This is a genomic window from Leclercia sp. Colony189 (genome assembly GCF_009740165.1).
Taxonomy (GTDB): domain Bacteria; phylum Pseudomonadota; class Gammaproteobacteria; order Enterobacterales; family Enterobacteriaceae; genus Enterobacter.
Genome location: NZ_CP046557.1, coordinates 3,350,648 through 3,370,298, shown reverse-complemented (window position 1 = coordinate 3,370,298; position 19,651 = coordinate 3,350,648). Strand labels below are relative to the sequence as shown.

Here is a 19,651-nt window from a genome sequence, read left to right as displayed (position 1 = left end):
TGTACGACCGATAACAGCTTCAGAGAAACCTGTATCGGTATATCGAAATGCTGAGCCTAAAAACTAACCTGATGGCGTTAACGCTGCGGGGTCAATCTGCAAAAAACACCTCTGCCCTGGAGCAGTCTATCCGCAATTTGTCTTCCGGCATGCGTATCAATAGCGCGAAGGACAATGCGGCCAACCAGGCGATTGCTAACCGCATGACCAGCCAGCAAAATGGGCTGCAGCAGGCGCAGCGGAATGCTGGTGATGGCTTGTCGATGATTCAGACGGCCGAAGGCGCAATGGATGAAATTAACAATCGTTTGCAGCGTATTCGCGAGCTTACAGTCAAAGGGCTCAGTGAATCCAATACCCTGGTGGATGCCGATACCATTCAGGCCGAAATCAACTTAAATCTTAAAGAGATCGACCGCCTGAACGGCGCTGTCGACTTTAACGGCATCAATCTGTTGAATGGCAGTGCGGGTACCGTCGGTTTTCAGGTCGGCACCCGGGATAATGAAAAAATCTCCCTCGATTTATCGAAAAATTTCAGCGTAGAGAGTATCGGCCTGAAGGATTTCGTTATTCGTGGCATCAGCGGTAAGGTTTCAGATATCAATCAGGTTTCTGGAAATGCCAGTAATATCGACCTGAACAGCGGTAATGTCAGCGTAACCTGGTATCCGACGGGCTCATACAACTCGCCGCAATTGGTGCGAAACGCCACTGATGGCCGGTATTACATTCAGGACACGGGAGCCGACGGCAAGCCAGCTTATTATCAGGCCACCACGGCCGCAAGCTGGGATACCGCCAGCGGAACCGGAACTGTAAATATCAGTGCCACCAATGGAACGCCTCTCTACAGCAGCGTCACCCAGCTAAATAGCCGGACCATTACTTCGGTGAGCTATATCGATACCAACGGGGGAATGTTAAGCAATAGTCCCGCGCCGTCATTAAGAGAATCAAACGGTCAGTATTATATTGAGCAGGATGATTTCTATTATCCTGCAACCCTGAGCTACGGTTCATCGGGTGCCGTCACCGCACAAATGACCAGCACCACGGCAAAACTGGATACGGATTTCGCTACGCTTCCGGCTGTCGTAACGACTACGCCCAATATTGATGCCACGACCGCAGCATTGAGCTTCAGGGATGCGAGTAATAATCCGCTTTCCGGCTCCAGTTCCCGACTCCTGAAGTCGGGCAGCCAGTACATTATGGAAGTGGATGATGGCAATGGTAATTTTAACTATTACACTGCCTCAGTAACGACCACGACTGACGGTACGAACAGTTCGCTTGTGGTGACGGCGAATAACGCTACCAGTCTGAATAATTTCTCTGATGTGAATCAGGTCAGCGGGTCGTCAAGGGTCACGATGGATCCTGCGAAGGTCAACGTGCGTTATACCGATGCCAAAGGTAATATCTCCAACGATGTGCTGCGCCTGGACGCGGACGGTAATTACTACATGGATGTGGTGAACGGCACTGAGACAAAAAAAGCCACTCTGGTTTTGACTGATGAGAATCCTGCCCGTTTCCTGCTAAAAACGCTGAATGGTCTGGGGGATCTCCAGATCTACTACCAGGCGTCTTTTAGTGCCTCTACGGATGCGGCGACCAACTACACGACCCTGAATATCGCTGAAGTCGGCGATGAGATCCGCCTGAAAAATCCTGAGAACCCTCTGGCCGCGCTCGATAATGCCATTAAACAGGTTGATGAAAGACGCAGCACGCTGGGCGCTGTGGCGAACCGGTTGGAGTCCACGCAAAATCTCCAGGCGACAATGTCTGTTGCGGTCAGTGCGTCCCGCTCGCGGATTGAAGATGCGGACTATGCCGCGGAAGTGTCCAGTATGGCCCGGGCGCAGATGCTCCAGGAAACGTTCGCCTCGTTAATGACCAAAGCCAACCAGACGTCACAGGTAGTGTTGTCACTGCTGAATGATTCGATGAAATAACATCTGGTGAGAGCCCCGAGCTTTCGGGGCTCCGTAACGCTTAGCGAATGACGTTACCGCGCTGTACGCAATGCCCATCGTTGCAGTTAACGGCATCTACCCTGGCGGCACGGTGATTTCTTGCCTGCGCGGTAACCGTTGCAGCCGCTACCGGGTGGGCGGAATTTGCGACCACGGCTGCGCGTTCTACAGGGTGAAACACAACCCCAGCAAAGGCTGAGCATGGGGCGATTAAAGCCAGTGCGATCAGGATCTTTTTCATCAACTTCTCCGTTCAATTTTGTATTACCTGGTAAGCCAGGGATACGTTCTGATGGCGGGAGAGTACATTACAGCAACCCGTTAAGTTGTGTTTATGGGTGCTATTGAACAGAAAGTAACTTACGAAGTTGCGGGAAAAAATGGTAAATCTGACGGCAGGAAAGTGTCCCCTGCAGGAATCGAACCTGCAACTAGCCCTTAGGAGGGGCTCGTTATATCCATTTAACTAAGGGGACAAAGCGGCACGAGTATAACGTCATTTATACAATGCGTTAAGCGCGTGACCGCCTGACTGCTTAAAGTGTCGCCACTCACACCGCTTTTTTATCTTCTTCCGCTTCCTCCTGCTGGGCCTTAAGCTCGGCTTTGCGCTTATTCGACATATCGTTACGGATTTGCGCATGGCTCAGCAAGGCAAAAATAAAGGTGCCGCCGCAGATATTGCCTGCCAGAGTAGGGATCGCGAAGGGCCAGAAAAACTCGCTCCAGTGAATGGTGCCGTTAAAGACCAGATATAAAATCTCTACCGTACCCACCACGATATGAGTGGTATCGGCCAGAGCGATAAGCCAGGTCATCAAAATAATGACCACGATTTTCGCTGAACCGGCCGCCGGGAACATCCAGACCATGGTGGCGACAATCCAGCCGGAGATGATCGCGTTGGCGAACATCTCTGCCGGGCTGTTTTCCATGACTCCCATCCCGATTTTCACAAAGGCGTCGCGGGTGGGCTCATCAAATATCGGCATAAACTCGAACGCCCAGGCGGCGACACCGGTACCGATAATATTGCCGAGCAGTACCACGCTCCACAGGCGCATCAGCAGGCCGAAATTGCCCCAGGTTGGGCTTTGCATCACCGGCAGTACGGCGGTGACGGTATTCTCGGTGAAGAGCTGCTGGCGCGCCATAATCACGATGATAAAGCCAAAGGTGTATCCGAGGTTTTCGATGATTATCCCGCCGGGTACCCCTTCAAGCTCGACATGAAAAATCCCTTTTGCCAGCAGGGAAGCGCCCATCGATAATCCGGCGGCAATGGCCGACCAGAACAGCGCCATGGCGTCGCGCTCCAGCTCCTTTTCACCATCCTGGCGAATATGTTCGTGGATTGCCATTGCACGTGAGGGCAGGCGATCCTCGTCAACCTCAATCTTCTTTCCCCGGCGATTCTCCTCGCTTTCAACTTCCAGCTCTTCGGTATGGTTATCAATTTTTTCTTCTTTTAGCTCGTCCATCGCAATGCTCCATAGGTTGCAGATACCTTTAAGCGTAGCGCTTTTTCTCCCGCCGCCCGTGGGGAAGCTCTTAAATTCCTGTAATGGCAATAAAGGCGATACATCGCTGGCAAAGGCCGTATAAAATTGCCAGCCAAACGAAAACCTAAAGCCAGGCTATTCTGAGATCATACCAGAGAGTGTTTATTGCCCCGATTTGTGGTCGTAGACATCAGTAAACGCGCTGATACAATCACTTACACGTTTACAGACAGAGCGCGAAAGCGCCATGACGGATGGCTTTTGCTGATAGCCATACTTAACAGGGAGAAAGATATGAAACTTCGGCTGTCGGTGGTTGCGTTGAGCACCACGTTGCTGATGGGCTGCGCCAGCTCTGGCGAGCAGCAGGGGCGCTCCGATCCTCTGGAAGGATTTAACCGCACCATGTACAACTTCAACTACAACGTGCTGGATCCGTATGTGGTGCGTCCGGTTGCGGTGGCATGGCGGGATTATGTTCCACAGCCTGCCCGTAACGGGCTGAGCAACTTCACCAGCAACCTCGAAGAGCCAGCGGTGATGGCGAACTACTTCCTGCAGGGCGATCCCTATCAGGGGATGGTCCACTTTACCCGCTTCTTCCTGAACACCCTGTTAGGTATGGGTGGCTTTATTGACGTTGCCGGGATGGCGAATCCGAAGCTGCAGCGCGAACAGCCGCACCGCTTCGGTAGTACGCTGGGTCACTACAATGTGGGTTACGGCCCGTACGTGCATCTGCCGTTCTACGGTAGCTTCACGTTGCGTGATGACGGCGGTGATATGGTCGATACGCTCTATCCGGTGCTGTCGTGGCTGACCTGGCCGCTGTCGGTGGGTAAATGGACGCTGGAAGGGGTGGAGACGCGCGCGCAACTGCTGGATTCAGACGGTCTGCTGCGTCAGTCTTCCGATCCGTATCTCATGGTGCGTGAAGCGTACTTCCAGAATCACGACTTCATTGCTAACGGCGGTAAGCTGAAACCGGAAGATAACCCGAACGCCAAAGCGATCGAGAATGAACTCTCCGAGATTGATGCGGAATAAAAAAGAAAAGGTGAGCGCGAGGCTCACCTTTTTTATCCCTGCGTGATTAGAACGCGTAGTTGAAGTTCATGCCATAGAGCCAGGCTTTACCTTCAGAAGAGAACTCATACGGACCTTCCTGGAACGTCACTTTCTGACCATGCATATAAGAGACACCCGCATCGATGGAGGCATCTTTGTTGAATGCATAGGTCGCACCGGCGCTCAGCCAGAAGCGATCCTGATCCGGAATGGAGATAGAGCGTTTGTCTGCCGGAACCGGGCTGTCATCGAAGGCAATACCGGTACGGAATGTCCAGTTATCGTCCATGTAGTAGGTGGTACCCAGAGCGATGCGGTAAGCATCACGGAAGCTTTCGTCTTTATAGAAGAGCGTATCACCGCCGCTGTTAGTCGCTTTCAGCTCCTGGAACTGGCTCCAGCTCGTGTAGGTCAGGCTATAGTGGATGGCCCATTGCGGCGCGACTCTGTTATAACCGGACAGTTCCCACATCTCAGGTAAATTCAGGGTCAGAGAACCGCCAGTGGTGCGGCCATCCGTCCCCATTGGCAGACCAAAGTTGCCGAGGATCTGGTTATAGGCTGAAGGCAGGCTGCTCTTATAGTCGCCATCGAAATCGATTTTCACTTCAGAGCGGTAGGTCAAGCCATACCGGTTGTTCTTATCGATTTCATACAGAATACCGGCGTTCCAGCCAAAGCCCCACTCATCACCTTTCAGGTAGGCAATCTGGGTATCTCCCGGGATCCCTGCGACCTGTCGTGCCAGAGCCGGAGGTAATGCCCCGGAGCCTGCAACGATGCGACCCAGGTCACCCGCGTAGCGCTCAATTTTCGCTTTCGCATAGACCGCATCAAAGCCAACACCGAAACTCCAGTGATTATCCAGGCGATAAGCACCGCTCAGGTTCAGGTTGAGGGTCTCCAGGTCGGTGGTACCGCCGTATGCCCCTGCTGCGTAGTTGTTATTGAACTCGGTCGCCAGTCCGTAGTTAGAGGTGACGGATGCGCCCCAGCCGAATTGATCGTTGATTGGTGCGACAAAGTGCAGGTTTGGCACCCATGCTGTTGGCGCGATGTTATCCGCATTCAGGCTTGCGCCCGTTCGCGAGCGTCCGGAGATATCCACGTCAGGGTCAACAAAGATGGCACCTGCGGAGAAGGTGGGACGATCAAACATCATGATCAGGGCAGGGTTACGGCTCGCGTTCCCTGCGTCATCAGCGATAGCACCTTCCCCGGAATAGGCGCGGCCCAGGCCTGAGGAAGAGAACTCATTCAACTGAAAGCCCGCTGACCAGGCGGAGGTGGAGACGATTGCCACTGCGACTGCCAGCGCAGTTTTTTTGAACAGGGTTTTCTGGCTCATGACCATAACCTCATTGAGTTATTTTTATTCAATTTTTGTTACATACCGTAACAGGAGCGCGAAGTGTAGGGTCTGTGGTAACACTTAGAAATCAGACCAGTGGCGAGAGTATAGGTCTGACCAGATAGAATGTTGCAAGGGTGTTTATGAATATTTACCGATATGTTTTTCGAAACGGGATCTGGTTGGCAAAATTGTGACCAGTTCGCGTCCTCCTAATGGGTGATTTTTGTTTTAGATCATTTTTACTTGTGATATTGCTCACTTACCCGGTTTAAAGCCATTAACAACTGGAGCCGCTCCCGCCCGGCGCGTAAAATATCAGCATCGTGTTTATCTCGCGCCATGCGCGAATGAAGAGGAAATCTACTATGAGTAAATGCAGTGCTGATGAAACCCCGGTTTGCTGCTGTATGGATGTGGGCACCATTGTGGACAACACGGATTGCACCGCCTCTTACAGCCGTGAGTTTACCCGCCGTGCCGACGCCGAAGAGACGCTGGCCGCGCTGACCGAAAAAGCCCGCGGCGTGGAGTCTGAACCGTGTGCAATCAACGCCAACTTCACTGAAGTGGAAGGTGGCGTTCGTCTGGACATCGACTTCGTGTTCAGCTGCGAAGCAGAATCCCTGATTTTTCAACTCGGTCTGCGTTAATCCCTTCCCGCGCCTCCCTTCCGGGAGGCGTTTCGTCTCCTCTCTGTGTGTTCGCTCGCAATTTTTCCTCTCCCCGATTGGCTAATGTAAAAATTTAGTTAAGACTGTTATCAGGTCAGACCACTTTGCGCATTTGTTATTCACAGGGGAGCGTTATGAGTCAGGCATTACCGCTAATCACCCGTCAGGGGGATCGCATTGCCATTGTCAGTGGATTACGCACGCCATTTGCCCGTCAGGCGACGGCGTATCATGGCGTACCTGCCGTCGATCTGGGAAAAATGGTTGTAGGGGAGCTGCTGGCTCGCAGCGAAATCCCGCCCGAGGTGATTGAACAGTTGGTCTTTGGCCAGGTCGTGCAAATGCCGGAAGCGCCGAATATCGCCCGTGAAATCGTGCTTGGCACCGGAATGAATGTCCACACCGATGCTTACAGCGTCAGCCGTGCCTGCGCCACCAGCTTTCAGGCAGTGGCGAACGTGGCAGAAAGCCTGATAACCGGTACCATTCGCGTCGGGATAGCCGGGGGTGCCGACTCCTCCTCAGTTCTGCCGATTGGCGTCAGCAAAAAGCTCGCGCGTGTGCTGGTGGACGTCAACAAGGCCCGCACCACCGGGCAGCGGCTGTCACTGTTCTCGCGCCTGCGTCTGCGCGATCTCCTTCCTGTTCCCCCCGCCGTGGCGGAATACTCCACCGGGCTGCGAATGGGGGATACCGCCGAGCAGATGGCGAAAACCTATGGCATCACCCGTGAGCAGCAGGATGCCCTGGCGCACCGCTCGCATCAGCGCGCCGCAGAAGCCTGGGCAGAAGGCAAGCTGGCGGAGGAGGTGATGACCGCCTACACCCCACCATTCCGCGAACCGCTAAGCCAGGATAACAATATTCGCGGCACCTCTACGCTGGCGGATTATGCGAAACTGCGTCCGGCATTCGACCGCAAACATGGCACCGTCACGGCGGCGAACAGCACGCCGTTAACCGACGGCGCGGCAGCGGTGATCCTGATGACCGAATCCCGCGCCAGAGAGCTGGGCCTGAAGCCGCTCGGCTATCTGCGCAGCTATGCCTTTACCGCCATTGATGTCTGGCAGGATATGCTGCTGGGGCCGGCCTGGTCCACGCCGCTGGCGCTGGAGCGCGCCGGACTGACGATGGGCGATCTGACGCTCATCGACATGCATGAAGCCTTTGCCGCGCAAACCCTGGCCAACCTGCAACTGCTGGCAAGCGATCGTTTTGCCCGGGATGTGCTGGGCCGCGCCCACGCCACCGGCGAAGTGGACGAAAGCAAATTTAACGTGCTGGGGGGCTCCATTGCGTATGGCCACCCCTTTGCCGCGACCGGGGCGAGGATGATCACCCAGACGCTGCATGAGTTGCGCCGTCGCGGCGGTGGGTTTGGACTGGTCACCGCCTGTGCTGCGGGTGGCCTGGGTGCCGCAATGGTTCTGGAGGTAGAGTAATGGAGATGACAACGGCATTCACCCTGGACGTGCGTCCGGACAACGTGGCGGTCGTCACCATTGACGCCCCAGGCGAAAAGATGAATACCCTGAAAGCGGAGTTTGGCGGTCAGGTTCGCGCTATCCTCAAACAGGTGCGAGAAAACAAAGCCTTGCGCGGGCTGGTATTTATCTCGGCCAAGCCGGATAACTTTATCGCCGGGGCCGATATCAACATGATTGCCCGCGCTGAAAGCGCCCAGGAAGCGGAAGATCTGGCCCGTCAGGGGCAGCAGATCATGGCCGAAATTCACGCCCTGACCATTCCGGTGATTGCGGCGATCAACGGCGCCTGTCTCGGCGGCGGCCTGGAGCTGGCGCTAGCCTGCCACGGACGAATTTGTACCGACGACGCCAAAACGGTGCTGGGCCTGCCGGAGGTGCAGCTTGGCTTACTGCCGGGCTCAGGCGGCACCCAGCGCCTGCCGCGACTGGTGGGCGTCAGCACGGCGCTGGAGATGATCCTCGCCGGCAAACAGCTGCGTCCGCGTCAGGCCCTGAAAGTCGGGCTGGTAGATGAGGTGGTTCCGCATTCCATTCTGCTGGAGGCCGCCGTGGCGCGCGCGCTGAAAGGCAAACCCGATAGCCGTCGCTTACCGGTGCGCGAGCGCGTACTGGCAGGGCCGCTGGGCCGTGCGCTGCTGTTTAAAATGGTGGCGAACAAAACCGAGCAAAAAACCCAGGGCAACTACCCGGCGACAAAACGCATTCTTGAGGTTATCCATACCGGTCTGACTCAGGGCAGCAGCAGCGGCTATGCTGCAGAAGCGAAAGCCTTTGGCGAGCTGGCGATGACGCCGCAGTCTCAGGCGCTGCGCAGCATCTTTTTTGCCAGCACCGACGTGAAGAAAGATCCCGGCAGCGAAGCCGAGCCTGCGCCGCTGGCGTCAATTGGCGTGCTGGGCGGTGGCCTGATGGGGGGCGGGATCGCCTTCGTCAGCGCCAGCAAAGGCAAATTACCCGTGCGGATCAAAGACATCAATCCGAAAGGGATCAACCACGCCCTGCAGTACAGCTGGCAGCTGCTTGATAAAAAGGTCAAACGCCGCCATATCAATGCCAGCGAGCGCGATCGCGAGCTGGCGCTGATCTCCGGCACCACTGACTACAGCGGATTCCGTCATCGCGATGTGGTGATTGAGGCAGTATTTGAAGACCTGGCGCTGAAACAGCAGATGGTGGCCGAGGTCGAAGCGAACTGTGCGCCGCACACCATTTTTGCCTCTAATACCTCCTCATTGCCTATCGGCGATATTGCGGCCCAGGCCGCGCGCCCTGAGCAGGTGATTGGGCTGCATTTCTTTAGTCCGGTAGAAAAAATGCCTCTGGTGGAGGTTATCCCCCATGCCGGAACCAGCCCGCAGACCATTGCCACCGTCGTTAAGCTGGCAAAAATGCAGGGCAAAACGCCGGTGGTGGTGGCTGATAAAGCCGGGTTCTACGTCAACCGCATTCTGGCCCCCTATATCAACGAGGCTATGCGCCTGCTGACCGAAGGCGAAAAGGTCGAGCATATCGATAATGCGCTGGTGAAGTTTGGTTTCCCCGTCGGCCCAATCCAACTTTTGGATGAGGTGGGAATCGATACCGGCACTAAAATTATACCTGTGCTGGAAAGCGCTTATGGAGAACGGTTTAGCGCGCCCGCAAACATTGTTTCTGCAATTTTGAATGACGATCGCAAAGGCAGAAAAAATGGCCGCGGTTTCTATCTTTACGAGCCAAAAGGGCGTAAAAGCAAGAAGCGGGTAGACCCGGCGATTTATGGGCTTATTAAGCCAGGCGGCGAGGGCAAACTCTCTGCGACACAGTGCGCGGAACGCTGCGTGATGATGATGCTCAACGAAGCGGCGCGCTGCTTTGGTGAGAAGGTTATTAAAAATGGTCGAGATGGCGACATTGGCGCCGTCTTTGGCATTGGTTTCCCACCTTTCCTGGGTGGCCCGTTCCGCTATATGGATAGCGTAGGTGCGGGTGAAGTTGTTGCGATTTTACAACGACTGGCTGTGCAATATGGGCCGCGGTTTACACCGTGTGACACATTATTGCAGATGGCGGATCAGGGGCTGCGATTTTGGCCAGCAAAGGAAACTGACCTTGTAAATTAAGGTCAAATAAGAGTAAATCCGCCGTTGAAGGGGCTGGTCCTGTCTAATTTGTAAACAGACATTGACTATACTTACGCCGTTGAGGTAAAAAACAGCGTTTCATTCAACGGATGGATCAGGCACAATGCCCGGCCATCGGGTTTTTACCTCGTTAAGTGTTCACGCGGGGTAATAACACCGGTGATCCTGGTCAACAAAAGCGGTGCAATATGCAAGTTTTTATCATGCGTCACGGTGACGCGGCACTTGATGCTGCCAGTGACTCTGTACGTCCTCTGACGCCTTGCGGCTGTGACGAGTCCCGTCAAATGGCTACCTGGTTGAAAGGGCAAAAAGTGGATATTGAACGTGTCCTCGTCAGCCCGTTCTTACGCGCTGAACAGACGCTGGATGTGGTAGGGGAGTGTATGAACCTGCCAGCCAATGTCGATGTTCTGCCAGAGCTTACCCCGTGCGGCGACGTGGGTCTTGTCAGTGCCTATCTTCAGGCGCTGTGCAATGAAGGTGTCACCTCTGCGCTGGTAATTTCCCATCTGCCGTTAGTCGGCTATCTGGTGGCTGAACTCTGCCCGGGCGAAACGCCGCCAATGTTCAGCACCTCTGCCATTGCCAACGTTACCCTCTCTGAAACGGGTGCTGGCGTCTTCAACTGGCAGATGAGCCCCTGCAATCTGAAGATGGCGAAAGCTATCTGATGTAAAACGGACCCAGGCGGGTAGCATCCAGCCACCCGCCTGCCTCTCAGGGGAGCTCAGGCGGTTGCCACTCTTCCACTTCAATTAACACCAGCAAGGCGGCATCACCGCCATACTCTTTCGGTGCCTGATGAAATGCCATCACGTGTGGATGCTGAGCCAGCCACAGTGGGGTTTGCTGCTTGAGAATATGTTTGCCGTGGCCGTGCATCACGCAGGCGCAAAAAACATGTTCGCGACGGCAGGCGGCAATCAGCGCGCCCAGCTCCTGTTTCGCCTGCATCTGGGTTAGCCCGTGCAGATCGAGGAACAGCTCCGGCGAATAATCTCCCCGACGCAGTTTTTTCAGCTCGAAATGGCTGACGTCCGCGCGCACATATTTCACCGCACCTTCCGTATTTAGCAGCGGCTGAAACTCGTCGGAAAAGTAGTGGCTGGCGTCGGCCTGCTCCTGAATCAGCCGTTTTACCGGAACTTCACTCACTTTTTTGCGCTGCGGGCGGTGGACAATGGTGTCCTGCTTGATTTGACGCGTGCCGGTCATTAACTGACGAAACAGCGTTTGATCCTCCTCGCTGAGCGATATTTTCTTTTTCATGGGGTCGTCTCATCTCTTATTTCCGACAGTGTACCTGACTCACTGCGCGGCAAAACGCATTTTTTCAATGCCGGCGGCGGCTGACAATGCTGATTTATCGCCGTCTTCATGGCACACTAGCCGCCGAAAATTTAGCGAGCATGCCCTGGAGAACATAGTGGATAAAATTTTTGTCGATGAAGCGGTGAATGAGCTGCAAACCATTCAGGACATGTTGCGTTGGGCGGTCAGCCGTTTCAGCGCGGCCAATATCTGGTACGGCCATGGTACCGACAACCCATGGGACGAGGCGGTACAGCTGGTTTTGCCATCCCTCTATCTGCCGCTGGATATTCCGGAAGATATGCGCGCAGCCCGCCTGACCTCCAGCGAAAAACACCGCATCGTTGAGCGCGTGATCCGTCGCGTTAACGAGCGCATTCCGGTGGCCTACCTCACCAACAAAGCCTGGTTCTGCGGCCATGAGTTTTTTGTCGATGAACGCGTGCTGGTGCCGCGCTCGCCGATTGGTGAGCTGATCAACAACCAGTTCGCCGGCCTGATTGACCATCAGCCTGAGCATATCCTGGATATGTGTACCGGCAGCGGCTGCATCGCCATTGCCTGCGCGTACGCCTTCCCGGAAGCAGAAGTGGATGCTGTCGATATCTCTCCTGATGCGCTGGCGGTAGCGGAACACAATATTGAAGAGCACGGTCTGATCCATCATGTCACGCCGATCCGTTCCGATCTGTTCCGTGACCTGCCAAAAGTGCAGTACGACCTGATTGTGACCAATCCGCCGTACGTTGACGCAGAAGATATGTCAGACCTGCCAAACGAATACCGTCACGAGCCAGAGCTGGGCCTGGCTTCCGGCTCCGACGGCCTGAAGCTGACCCGCCGCATTCTGGCCTGTGCGCCGGATTATCTCACCGACAACGGCATTCTGATTTGTGAAGTCGGTAACAGCATGGTACATCTGATGGAGCAATATCCGGATGTGCCGTTCACCTGGCTCGAGTTCGACAACGGTGGGGACGGCGTCTTCATGCTGACCAAAGCGCAGCTTCTCGCCGCGCGCGAACACTTCAGCATCTACAAAGATTAATCCAACGGGCTTCGGCCCGTTTCACATTGCGCAAACACAGAAAGCTCAAACACAGAACAACGAAAACGGAGCCGTGATGGCAGGAAACAGTATTGGACAATTATTCCGTGTGACGACGTTTGGTGAGTCCCACGGGCTGGCGCTGGGCTGTATCGTCGATGGCGTACCGCCAGGCATCGAACTGACTGAAGCCGATTTACAGCACGATCTCGACCGACGCCGTCCAGGCACGTCACGCTACACCACCCAGCGCCGCGAGCCGGATCAGGTCAAAATTCTGTCAGGCGTCTTTGAAGGACGCACCACCGGCACCAGCATCGGCCTGTTGATTGAGAATACCGATCAGCGTTCCCAGGACTACGGCGCCATTAAGGATGTGTTCCGTCCGGGCCACGCCGACTATACCTACGAGCAGAAATATGGTTTTCGCGACTATCGCGGCGGCGGACGCTCCTCCGCCCGTGAAACCGCCATGCGCGTCGCGGCAGGGGCCATTGCCAAAAAATACCTCGCACAGAAGTTTGGTATCACCATTCGCGGCTGCCTGACCCAGATGGGCGACATCCCGCTGGCGATCGCCGACTGGGAGCAGGTTGAGCAGAACCCGTTCTTCTGCGCCGACGCCTCGAAGCTGGAAGCGCTTGATGAACTGATGCGCGCCCTGAAGAAAGAGGGCGACTCCATTGGCGCCAAAGTCACCGTGGTGGCTGACGGCGTACCGCCGGGCTGGGGCGAGCCGGTCTTTGACCGCCTTGATGCTGATATCGCCCATGCGATGATGAGCATCAATGCGGTAAAAGGGGTGGAGATTGGCGACGGTTTTGACGTGGTTCAGCTTCGTGGCAGCCAGAACCGGGACGAGATCACAGCCCAGGGCTTCCAGAGCAATCACGCGGGCGGCATTTTAGGCGGCATCAGCAGCGGGCAGCAGATTATCGCCAACATTGCGCTGAAACCAACCTCCAGCATTACCGTGCCGGGCCACACCATTAACCGCTCTGGTGAAGAAGTTGAGATGATCACCAAAGGACGTCACGATCCCTGCGTCGGGATCCGCGCAGTGCCGATCGCCGAAGCGATGCTGGCGATCGTGCTGATGGATCACTTCCTGCGCCAGCGCGCGCAGAATGCGGATGTGACGACCACCATTCCACGCTGGTAACCATGAAAAAAACCGCAATTGCTCTGCTGGCGCTGCTTGCCAGTGGAGCCGCTCTGGCGGCAACGCCATGGCAAAAAATCACCCATCCGGTGGCAGGCAGCGCGCAGTCCATTGGTGCGTTCTCTAATGGCTGTATCGTTGGTGCGCAGGAACTTCCTCTGCAGTCGGATACGTATCAGGTGATGCGTACCGACCAGCGCCGCTACTTCGGCCACCCGGACCTGGTGCTGTTTATTCAGCGTCTGGGTAACCAGGTGCATAACCTGGGGCTCGGTACGATGCTGATTGGCGATATGGGGATGCCGGCAGGCGGACGCTTTAACGGCGGCCACGCCAGCCACCAGACAGGGCTGGATGTCGATATCTTCCTCCAGCTGCCGAAAACGCGCTGGTCATCCTCGCAACTGCTGAAGCCGCAGGCCCTCGATCTGGTCTCCAGCGATGGCAAGCGGGTGGTGCCGTCGCGCTGGTCGCCAGAGGTCTCCAGCATGATCAAGCTGGCGGCGGAAGATAACGACGTCACGCGTATCTTCGTTAACCCGGCCATCAAGCAGCAGCTATGCGAAGATGCCGGAACCGACCGCGACTGGCTGCGCAAAGTGCGGCCGTGGTTCCAGCACCGCGCGCACATGCACGTGCGCCTGCGATGCCCGGCGAACAGCCTCGAGTGTGAAGATCAACCGTTACCGCCGCCAGGCGATGGCTGCGGCGCGGAATTACAAAGCTGGTTTGAGCCAGCGAAACCTGGACCCACCAAGCCTGAGAAGAAGACACCGCCTCCGTTGCCGCCTTCCTGCCAGGCGCTACTGGATGAGCATGCCCTGTGATGGACCAATTTGCTGAGTTGTTTATGGTGTCGCCGCTGATGCTGGTGGCGCTGTTTTTTATCGCCATGCTGGCCGGGTTTATTGATGCCCTGGCCGGTGGCGGCGGGTTACTGACGGTTCCGGCCCTGCTGGCGGCGGGCATGAGCCCGGCCCAGGCGCTAGCGACCAACAAATTGCAGGCGTGTGGCGGATCGTTATCCGCCTCGCTCTATTTTATCCGCCGCAAGGTGGTGAGCCTCGCCGATCAGAAGCTCAACATTCTGATGACCTTTATCGGCTCTACCAGCGGGGCGCTGCTGGTTCAGCACGTGCAGTCCGATATTTTGCGCCAGATTTTGCCGATTCTCGTCATCTGCATTGGTCTCTATTTTTTACTGATGCCGAAACTGGGTGAAGAGGACAGGCAGCGCCGCCTGCACGGTCTGCCGTTTGCGCTGATCGCGGGCGGTTGCGTCGGCTTTTATGACGGCTTCTTCGGGCCCGGGGCCGGGTCGTTTTACGCCCTGGCGTTTGTCACGCTGGCCGGTTTTAACCTCGCCAAATCCACCGCCCATGCGAAAGTGCTGAACGCCACCTCTAACGTCGGTGGCCTGCTGCTCTTTATCATCGGCGGGAAGGTGATTTGGGCGACAGGCTTTGTGATGATGGCCGGACAATTTCTGGGCGCGCGGGCAGGTTCGCGCCTGGTGTTAAGCAAAGGGCAACAGCTCATCCGTCCGATGATTGTCATTGTCTCGGCCGTCATGAGTGCCAAACTTCTTTATGACAGCCACGGACAGGAGATCCTCCACTGGTTGGGGATGAACTAATGAACAGTACGCATAAATATGAACAGCTGATTGAGATCTTCGACGGCTGTTTTGCTGATGATTTTAATACCCGTCTGATTAAAGGCGACGACGAACCGATCTATCTTCCTGCTGATGCAGAGCTACCGTACAACCGGATCGTCTTTGCCCACGGCTTTTACGCCAGCGGTCTGCATGAAATATCCCACTGGTGCATTGCCGGTAAAGCGCGCCGCGAGCTGGTGGACTTTGGCTACTGGTACTGCCCGGACGGGCGTGACGCCGCGACCCAGGGGCAATTTGAAGATGTGGAAGTGAAACCCCAGGCGCTGGAATGGCTCTTCTGCGTGGCGGCAGGATTTCCGTTCAACGTCAGCTGCGACAATCTCGAAGGCGACTTCGAGCCAGACCGTATTGTCTTCCAGCGCCGCGTGCACGCGCAGGTGATGGAGTATCTTGAGAAAGGCATCCCGGAACGTCCGGCGCGCTTGATCAAGGCTTTACAGAATTATTACCACACGCCGGACATCACGGCGGAACACTTCCCGTGGCCGGAAGATCTTAACTGAGGAAAGAAGATGATCGCAGAATTTGAATCACGCATTCTGGCGTTAATTGATGACATGGTGGAGCACGCCAGTGACGATGAACTGTTTGCCAGCGGTTATCTGCGTGGTCACCTGACGCTGGCCGTCGCCGAACTGGAAGCCGGTGACGACCACTCTGCGGACGCGGTGCATGCTGAAGTTTCCCGCAGCCTGGAAAAAGCGATTCTGGCCGGCGAACTCTCTCCGCGCGACCAGTCATTAGTGCTGGGGATGTGGGAAACCTTGTTTCAGAAAGCCAGCCTGAACTAATCGGTAATCGCCCGGTGGCGCTACGCTTACCGGGCCTACGCTTTCACCCTTTTCCCCTTCAACAACTTTCTCACCCATAACCGGTTCGGATTGAGCGCGGCCAGCGTGTGGCTGTCCAGCGGGATCGGCTCGTTACTCATCTGGGCGGCAAGAACCTCCGCCGTCAGCGGCGCCGTACAGAGCCCGCGGGAGCCCAGCCCGCCCAGCATAAACAAATTCCGGAACGCCGGGGCGCTGACCGCCTGGGATGTGTTGCTGGCGAGATCCTGATAAGCCGTCAGCGTGGCTTCATAGTCCGGTACCGCACCCGTCATCGGCAGATGATCGCGGGTGGCGCAGCGAATGCCGTTGCGCGCCTCGCCTGCGCTGACATCCACCTCACGCGCCCATGCCGCCTGCGGCAAACAGTCGAGCAGACGCTGGCGATTATGCTGCTGGTCCTCATCGCTGTACCGCGGCTCGGTCTGGCCGCGATGATAGCTTGCGCCGATGCAATGCTGGCCGTTGGCTGGATTTTGCGGGGTCAGATACCCGTCGTAGCAGAGCACCTGACGTAGCTGGCTCAGCCGCGGTGCCGCCGGGATATGGCTCACCTGACCGCCCACCGGGTAGACCGGCAGTGGTGCGGTCTGGCTGAACTGGCTGATGCCGTGTCCGTTCGCCAGCACCACGCTGCCATGCTGCGCCTGCTCACCGTCGGCAAACTGCAACATCCACCTGGCGTCGGTCTGGGCCAGCGACGTTACCTTGCGGCCATAGCGCACCTGCAGGCCCAGAGTTTGCGCCAGCGCGATCGCCGCTGCGGTAAGCTGCGCCGGGCACAGCCAGCCGCCGAGCGGATACTGGATCCCGCCGCAGCCGGTGGGCACCCCGGTGCTCTCCGCCACCTGTTGGGCGTTCACCGCCACCGCAATCTGCTCGGGCAGGCCCAGAGCCAGCATCTGGTCGATTTTTTTCTGGTTCTTTTCATCCCAGCCCAGCTGGGTGACGCCGCACCAGGCATGATCAAAGGCCACCGGCAGGGTGTCGTACAGGCGGCGGGCAAAGGTGAACGCCGCCGGGAAAAACTGGCTCAGTGCAGCATCCTGGGCGCTGAGCAGGGGATAGAGCGCCCCCTGACGATTGCCGGAGGCGCCCGCTGCCGGGGCATCGTCGGCGCAGTAGAGCGTCACCTGCCAGCCACGGCGCAGCAGCGCCAGCGACAGTAGCGCGCTGGCAATCCCGCCGCCCACCACGGCGGTTTCGCGCCCGTCGCTGGCCGGACGGGCAAACCACGGGGTGCGGGCAGGGGAGGGGCAATCCTGCTCCATCACCCCGACAAGCATTTCGCGCTTGCGGCCAAAGCCTTTGGTTTTTTTCATGGTGAAGCCCGCTTCCTGCAGGCCACGACGGACAAAACCGGCGCAGGTGAAGGTGGCGAGCGTGCCACCGGGCCGCGCCAGACGCGCCATGGCGGCAAACAGCTCTGGGGTCCACATATCCGGGTTTTTGGCCGGGGCAAAGCCGTCGAGGAACCAGGCGTCAACCTGCTGGTTCAGGGAGTCATCCAGCTTATCGGTGAGTTCGTTAATATCCCCCAGCCAGATATCGAGCGTGACGCGCCCGCCGTCCAGCAGCAAACGATGGCAGCCTGCGATAGGCAGCGGCCACTGGGCCTGAAGCTGTTCTGCCCAGGGGGCTAATTCCGGCCAGTGCTGGTGGGCCAGACGGAGATCGTCGGCGGCCAGCGGGTACTTCTCAAAACTGATGAAATGTAACCTTTGCAGGGTAGCGTCAGGGTGTGCCGCACGAAAGCGATCGAACGCTTGCCAGAGGGTAAGAAAATTCAGCCCGGTGCCAAAGCCGCTTTCGGCCACCACAAAGAGATCGCGGGGATGCAGCGGAAAACGGGAATTTAGCTGATTTCCCTCGAGGAAAACATAACGCGTCTCCTCCAGTCCGTTATCATTAGAGAAGTAGACATCGTCAAAATCTCGGGAAACAGGTGTACCCTCAGCATTGAATTCGAGGTTGGCGGGTTGTATAGCGTTTTGTTTCACGTAAGTTACTCGTCTGACAGGCTGTGCCGCGATCTTAACGATGTGCGTCTGATGGTGCAAATTTCCACAGAAATTGGCTGATCGGACTTGTTCGGCGTACAAGTGTACGCTATTGTGCGACTCGAAACTTAAATAGTGCGACTTACAGAGGTATTGAATGAAACGTGCAGTGATTACTGGCTTGGGCATCGTTTCCAGCATCGGTAATAACCAGCAGGAAGTCCTGGCATCTCTGCGTGAAGGACGCTCCGGGATCACCTTCTCTGAAGAGTTTAAAGATTCCGGTATGCGTAGCCACGTATGGGGTAATGTAAAACTGGACACCACGGGCATGATCGATCGCAAAGTGGTCCGTTTCATGAACGATGCCTCCATCTACGCCTATCTCTCTATGCAGGAAGCGATTGCTGACGCTGGCCTGAGCGAAGAGGTTTATCAGAACAACCCGCGTGTGGGTCTGATTGCTGGCTCCGGCGGCTCCTCTAAAGCGCAGGTGTTTGGTGCCGACGCGATGCGCAGCCCGCGCGGCCTGAAAGCGGTGGGTCCATATGTGGTGACCAAAGCGATGGGTTCAGCGGTTTCCGCTTGCCTGGCAACCCCGTTCAAAATTCACGGCGTAAACTACTCCATCAGCTCCGCTTGTGCGACCTCCGCGCACTGTATCGGTAACGCGGTAGAGCAGATCCAGCTGGGTAAACAGGACATCGTGTTTGCTGGCGGCGGCGAAGAGCTGGGCTGGGAAATGGCCTGTGAGTTCGATGCGATGGGCGCCCTGTCCACCAAATACAACGAATGCCCGGAAAAAGCCTCCCGTACCTATGATGCAAGCCGTGACGGCTTCGTTATCGCAGGCGGCGGCGGTATGGTCGTGGTTGAAGAGCTGGAACACGCGCTGGCCCGCGGTGCGCACATTTATGCTGAGATTGTGGGCTACGGCGCAACCTCTGACGGCGCAGACATGGTTGCTCCATCTGGCGAAGGCGCAGTGCGCTGCATGAAGATGGCGATGCACGGCGTTGATACCCCAATCGACTACCTGAACTCCCACGGTACCTCTACTCCGGTAGGCGACGTGAAAGAGCTGGGTGCTATCCGTGAAGTGTTCGGCGACAACAGCCCGGCTATCTCCGCCACCAAAGCCATGACCGGTCACTCCCTGGGTGCGGCTGGCGTGCAGGAAGCGATCTACTCCCTGCTGATGCTGGAAAACGGCTTTATCGCGCCGAGCATCAACATTGAAGAGATGGACGAGCAGGCCGCAGGTCTGAACATCGTGACTGAAACCACCGAGCGTGAACTGACTACCGTCATGTCCAACAGCTTTGGTTTCGGCGGCACCAACGCCACGCTGGTGATGCGTAAGCTGAAAGCATAAGCGTTTGAATGTATAGTAGAAGGGAGCCTGATGGCTCCCTTTTTTTAT

General features: G+C 56.5%; 18 protein-coding genes and 1 tRNA gene. 13 read left to right on the top strand and 6 right to left on the bottom strand.

All coding sequences use genetic code 11. The features are described 5' to 3' along the window. The first annotated feature begins 71 nt into the window (after positions 1 to 71). The gene (locus tag GNG29_RS16065) at positions 72 to 1,964 is read left to right on the top strand and encodes a flagellin (protein WP_197431807.1); all 1,893 of its coding nucleotides are present in this window, start codon (positions 72 to 74) and stop codon (positions 1,962 to 1,964) included. 40 nt (positions 1,965 to 2,004) lie between these two features. Here the strand turns inward: GNG29_RS16065 and GNG29_RS16060 are convergent, their stop codons facing one another. From GNG29_RS16060 to GNG29_RS16050, 3 genes are all read right to left on the bottom strand, one after another. Beyond that, positions 2,005 to 2,226 (bottom strand): hypothetical protein, encoded by a 222-nt coding sequence (locus tag GNG29_RS16060; RefSeq protein ID WP_103180578.1) that lies wholly within the window; start codon positions 2,224 to 2,226, stop codon positions 2,005 to 2,007. 163 nt (positions 2,227 to 2,389) lie between these two features. Next, positions 2,390 to 2,461: transfer RNA gene (locus tag GNG29_RS16055), tRNA-Arg, on the bottom strand. A gap of 75 nt (positions 2,462 to 2,536) precedes the next feature. After that, on the bottom strand, positions 2,537 to 3,466 hold the full coding sequence (locus GNG29_RS16050) for a formate/nitrite transporter family protein (protein ID WP_156654969.1): 930 nt from the start codon (positions 3,464 to 3,466) through the stop codon (positions 2,537 to 2,539). 315 nt (positions 3,467 to 3,781) lie between these two features. Here GNG29_RS16050 and mlaA point away from each other — a divergent pair, with 315 nt between their 5' ends. Further along, positions 3,782 to 4,534, top strand: a complete 753-nt coding sequence (gene mlaA / locus GNG29_RS16045; protein ID WP_103180550.1) for a phospholipid-binding lipoprotein MlaA — start codon at positions 3,782 to 3,784, stop codon at positions 4,532 to 4,534. A 46-nt stretch (positions 4,535 to 4,580) separates the two neighbouring features. On the opposite strand, the gene fadL is transcribed toward mlaA, so the two are convergent. Further along, on the bottom strand, positions 4,581 to 5,903 hold the full coding sequence (gene fadL / locus GNG29_RS16040) for a long-chain fatty acid transporter FadL (RefSeq protein ID WP_168192031.1): 1,323 nt from the start codon (positions 5,901 to 5,903) through the stop codon (positions 4,581 to 4,583). 371 nt (positions 5,904 to 6,274) lie between these two features. On the opposite strand from fadL, the gene GNG29_RS16035 reads away from it, so the two are divergent. The 4 genes from GNG29_RS16035 (at position 6,275) to sixA (ending at position 10,867) form a co-directional block, all read left to right on the top strand. Continuing rightward, complete coding sequence (locus tag GNG29_RS16035; protein ID WP_103180546.1) at positions 6,275 to 6,559, top strand: YfcZ/YiiS family protein; 285 nt, start codon at positions 6,275 to 6,277, stop codon at positions 6,557 to 6,559. 155 nt (positions 6,560 to 6,714) lie between these two features. Then, positions 6,715 to 8,025 carry an acetyl-CoA C-acyltransferase FadI gene (gene fadI, locus GNG29_RS16030; protein ID WP_103180544.1) on the top strand — a complete coding sequence of 437 codons (1,311 nt, stop codon included), beginning with the start codon at positions 6,715 to 6,717 and terminating at the stop codon, positions 8,023 to 8,025. After that, positions 8,025 to 10,172, top strand: a complete 2,148-nt coding sequence (fadJ, locus tag GNG29_RS16025; protein ID WP_156654967.1) for a fatty acid oxidation complex subunit alpha FadJ — start codon at positions 8,025 to 8,027, stop codon at positions 10,170 to 10,172. Before fadI ends, fadJ begins: the two co-directional genes overlap by 1 nt. 209 nt (positions 10,173 to 10,381) lie before the next feature. Then, entirely contained in the window at positions 10,382 to 10,867 is a 486-nt protein-coding gene (gene sixA / locus GNG29_RS16020) for a phosphohistidine phosphatase SixA (protein ID WP_156654965.1), read from the top strand. A 46-nt stretch (positions 10,868 to 10,913) separates the two neighbouring features. Here sixA and smrB read toward each other — a convergent pair whose 3' ends face one another. Further along, complete coding sequence (smrB, locus tag GNG29_RS16015) at positions 10,914 to 11,465, bottom strand: endonuclease SmrB (protein ID WP_103825178.1); 552 nt, start codon at positions 11,463 to 11,465, stop codon at positions 10,914 to 10,916. Positions 11,466 to 11,622: 157 nt separating this feature from the next. Between smrB and prmB the strand changes: the two genes are divergently transcribed. The 6 genes from prmB to GNG29_RS15985 all read left to right on the top strand — a co-directional run bounded on the left by prmB (position 11,623) and on the right by GNG29_RS15985 (position 16,189). Beyond that, entirely contained in the window at positions 11,623 to 12,555 is a 933-nt protein-coding gene (gene prmB, locus GNG29_RS16010) for a 50S ribosomal protein L3 N(5)-glutamine methyltransferase (RefSeq protein WP_103180537.1), read from the top strand. A 76-nt stretch (positions 12,556 to 12,631) separates the two neighbouring features. Continuing rightward, a complete protein-coding gene (gene aroC, locus GNG29_RS16005; protein WP_103180536.1) occupies positions 12,632 to 13,717 on the top strand; it encodes a chorismate synthase in 1,086 nt (361 codons plus the stop codon). A 2-nt stretch (positions 13,718 to 13,719) separates the two neighbouring features. After that, a complete protein-coding gene (gene mepA / locus GNG29_RS16000; protein WP_103180534.1) occupies positions 13,720 to 14,544 on the top strand; it encodes a penicillin-insensitive murein endopeptidase in 825 nt (274 codons plus the stop codon). Then, complete coding sequence (locus tag GNG29_RS15995; RefSeq protein WP_103180532.1) at positions 14,544 to 15,353, top strand: sulfite exporter TauE/SafE family protein; 810 nt, start codon at positions 14,544 to 14,546, stop codon at positions 15,351 to 15,353. Before mepA ends, GNG29_RS15995 begins: the two co-directional genes overlap by 1 nt. Further along, positions 15,353 to 15,901: an elongation factor P hydroxylase gene (locus tag GNG29_RS15990; RefSeq protein WP_103180530.1), complete on the top strand. Its 549-nt coding sequence runs from the start codon at positions 15,353 to 15,355 to the stop codon at positions 15,899 to 15,901. The genes GNG29_RS15995 and GNG29_RS15990 overlap by 1 nt, the downstream gene beginning before the upstream one ends. 9 nt (positions 15,902 to 15,910) lie before the next feature. Continuing rightward, a complete protein-coding gene (locus tag GNG29_RS15985; RefSeq protein ID WP_103180529.1) occupies positions 15,911 to 16,189 on the top strand; it encodes a YfcL family protein in 279 nt (92 codons plus the stop codon). A gap of 35 nt (positions 16,190 to 16,224) precedes the next feature. Here GNG29_RS15985 and mnmC read toward each other — a convergent pair whose 3' ends face one another. Beyond that, positions 16,225 to 18,228: a bifunctional tRNA (5-methylaminomethyl-2-thiouridine)(34)-methyltransferase MnmD/FAD-dependent 5-carboxymethylaminomethyl-2-thiouridine(34) oxidoreductase MnmC gene (gene mnmC, locus GNG29_RS15980; RefSeq protein WP_168192030.1), complete on the bottom strand. Its 2,004-nt coding sequence runs from the start codon at positions 18,226 to 18,228 to the stop codon at positions 16,225 to 16,227. 157 nt (positions 18,229 to 18,385) lie between these two features. On the opposite strand from mnmC, the gene fabB reads away from it, so the two are divergent. After that, positions 18,386 to 19,603: a beta-ketoacyl-ACP synthase I gene (gene fabB / locus GNG29_RS15975; RefSeq protein ID WP_103180525.1), complete on the top strand. Its 1,218-nt coding sequence runs from the start codon at positions 18,386 to 18,388 to the stop codon at positions 19,601 to 19,603. Positions 19,604 to 19,651: the final 48 nt, after the last annotated feature.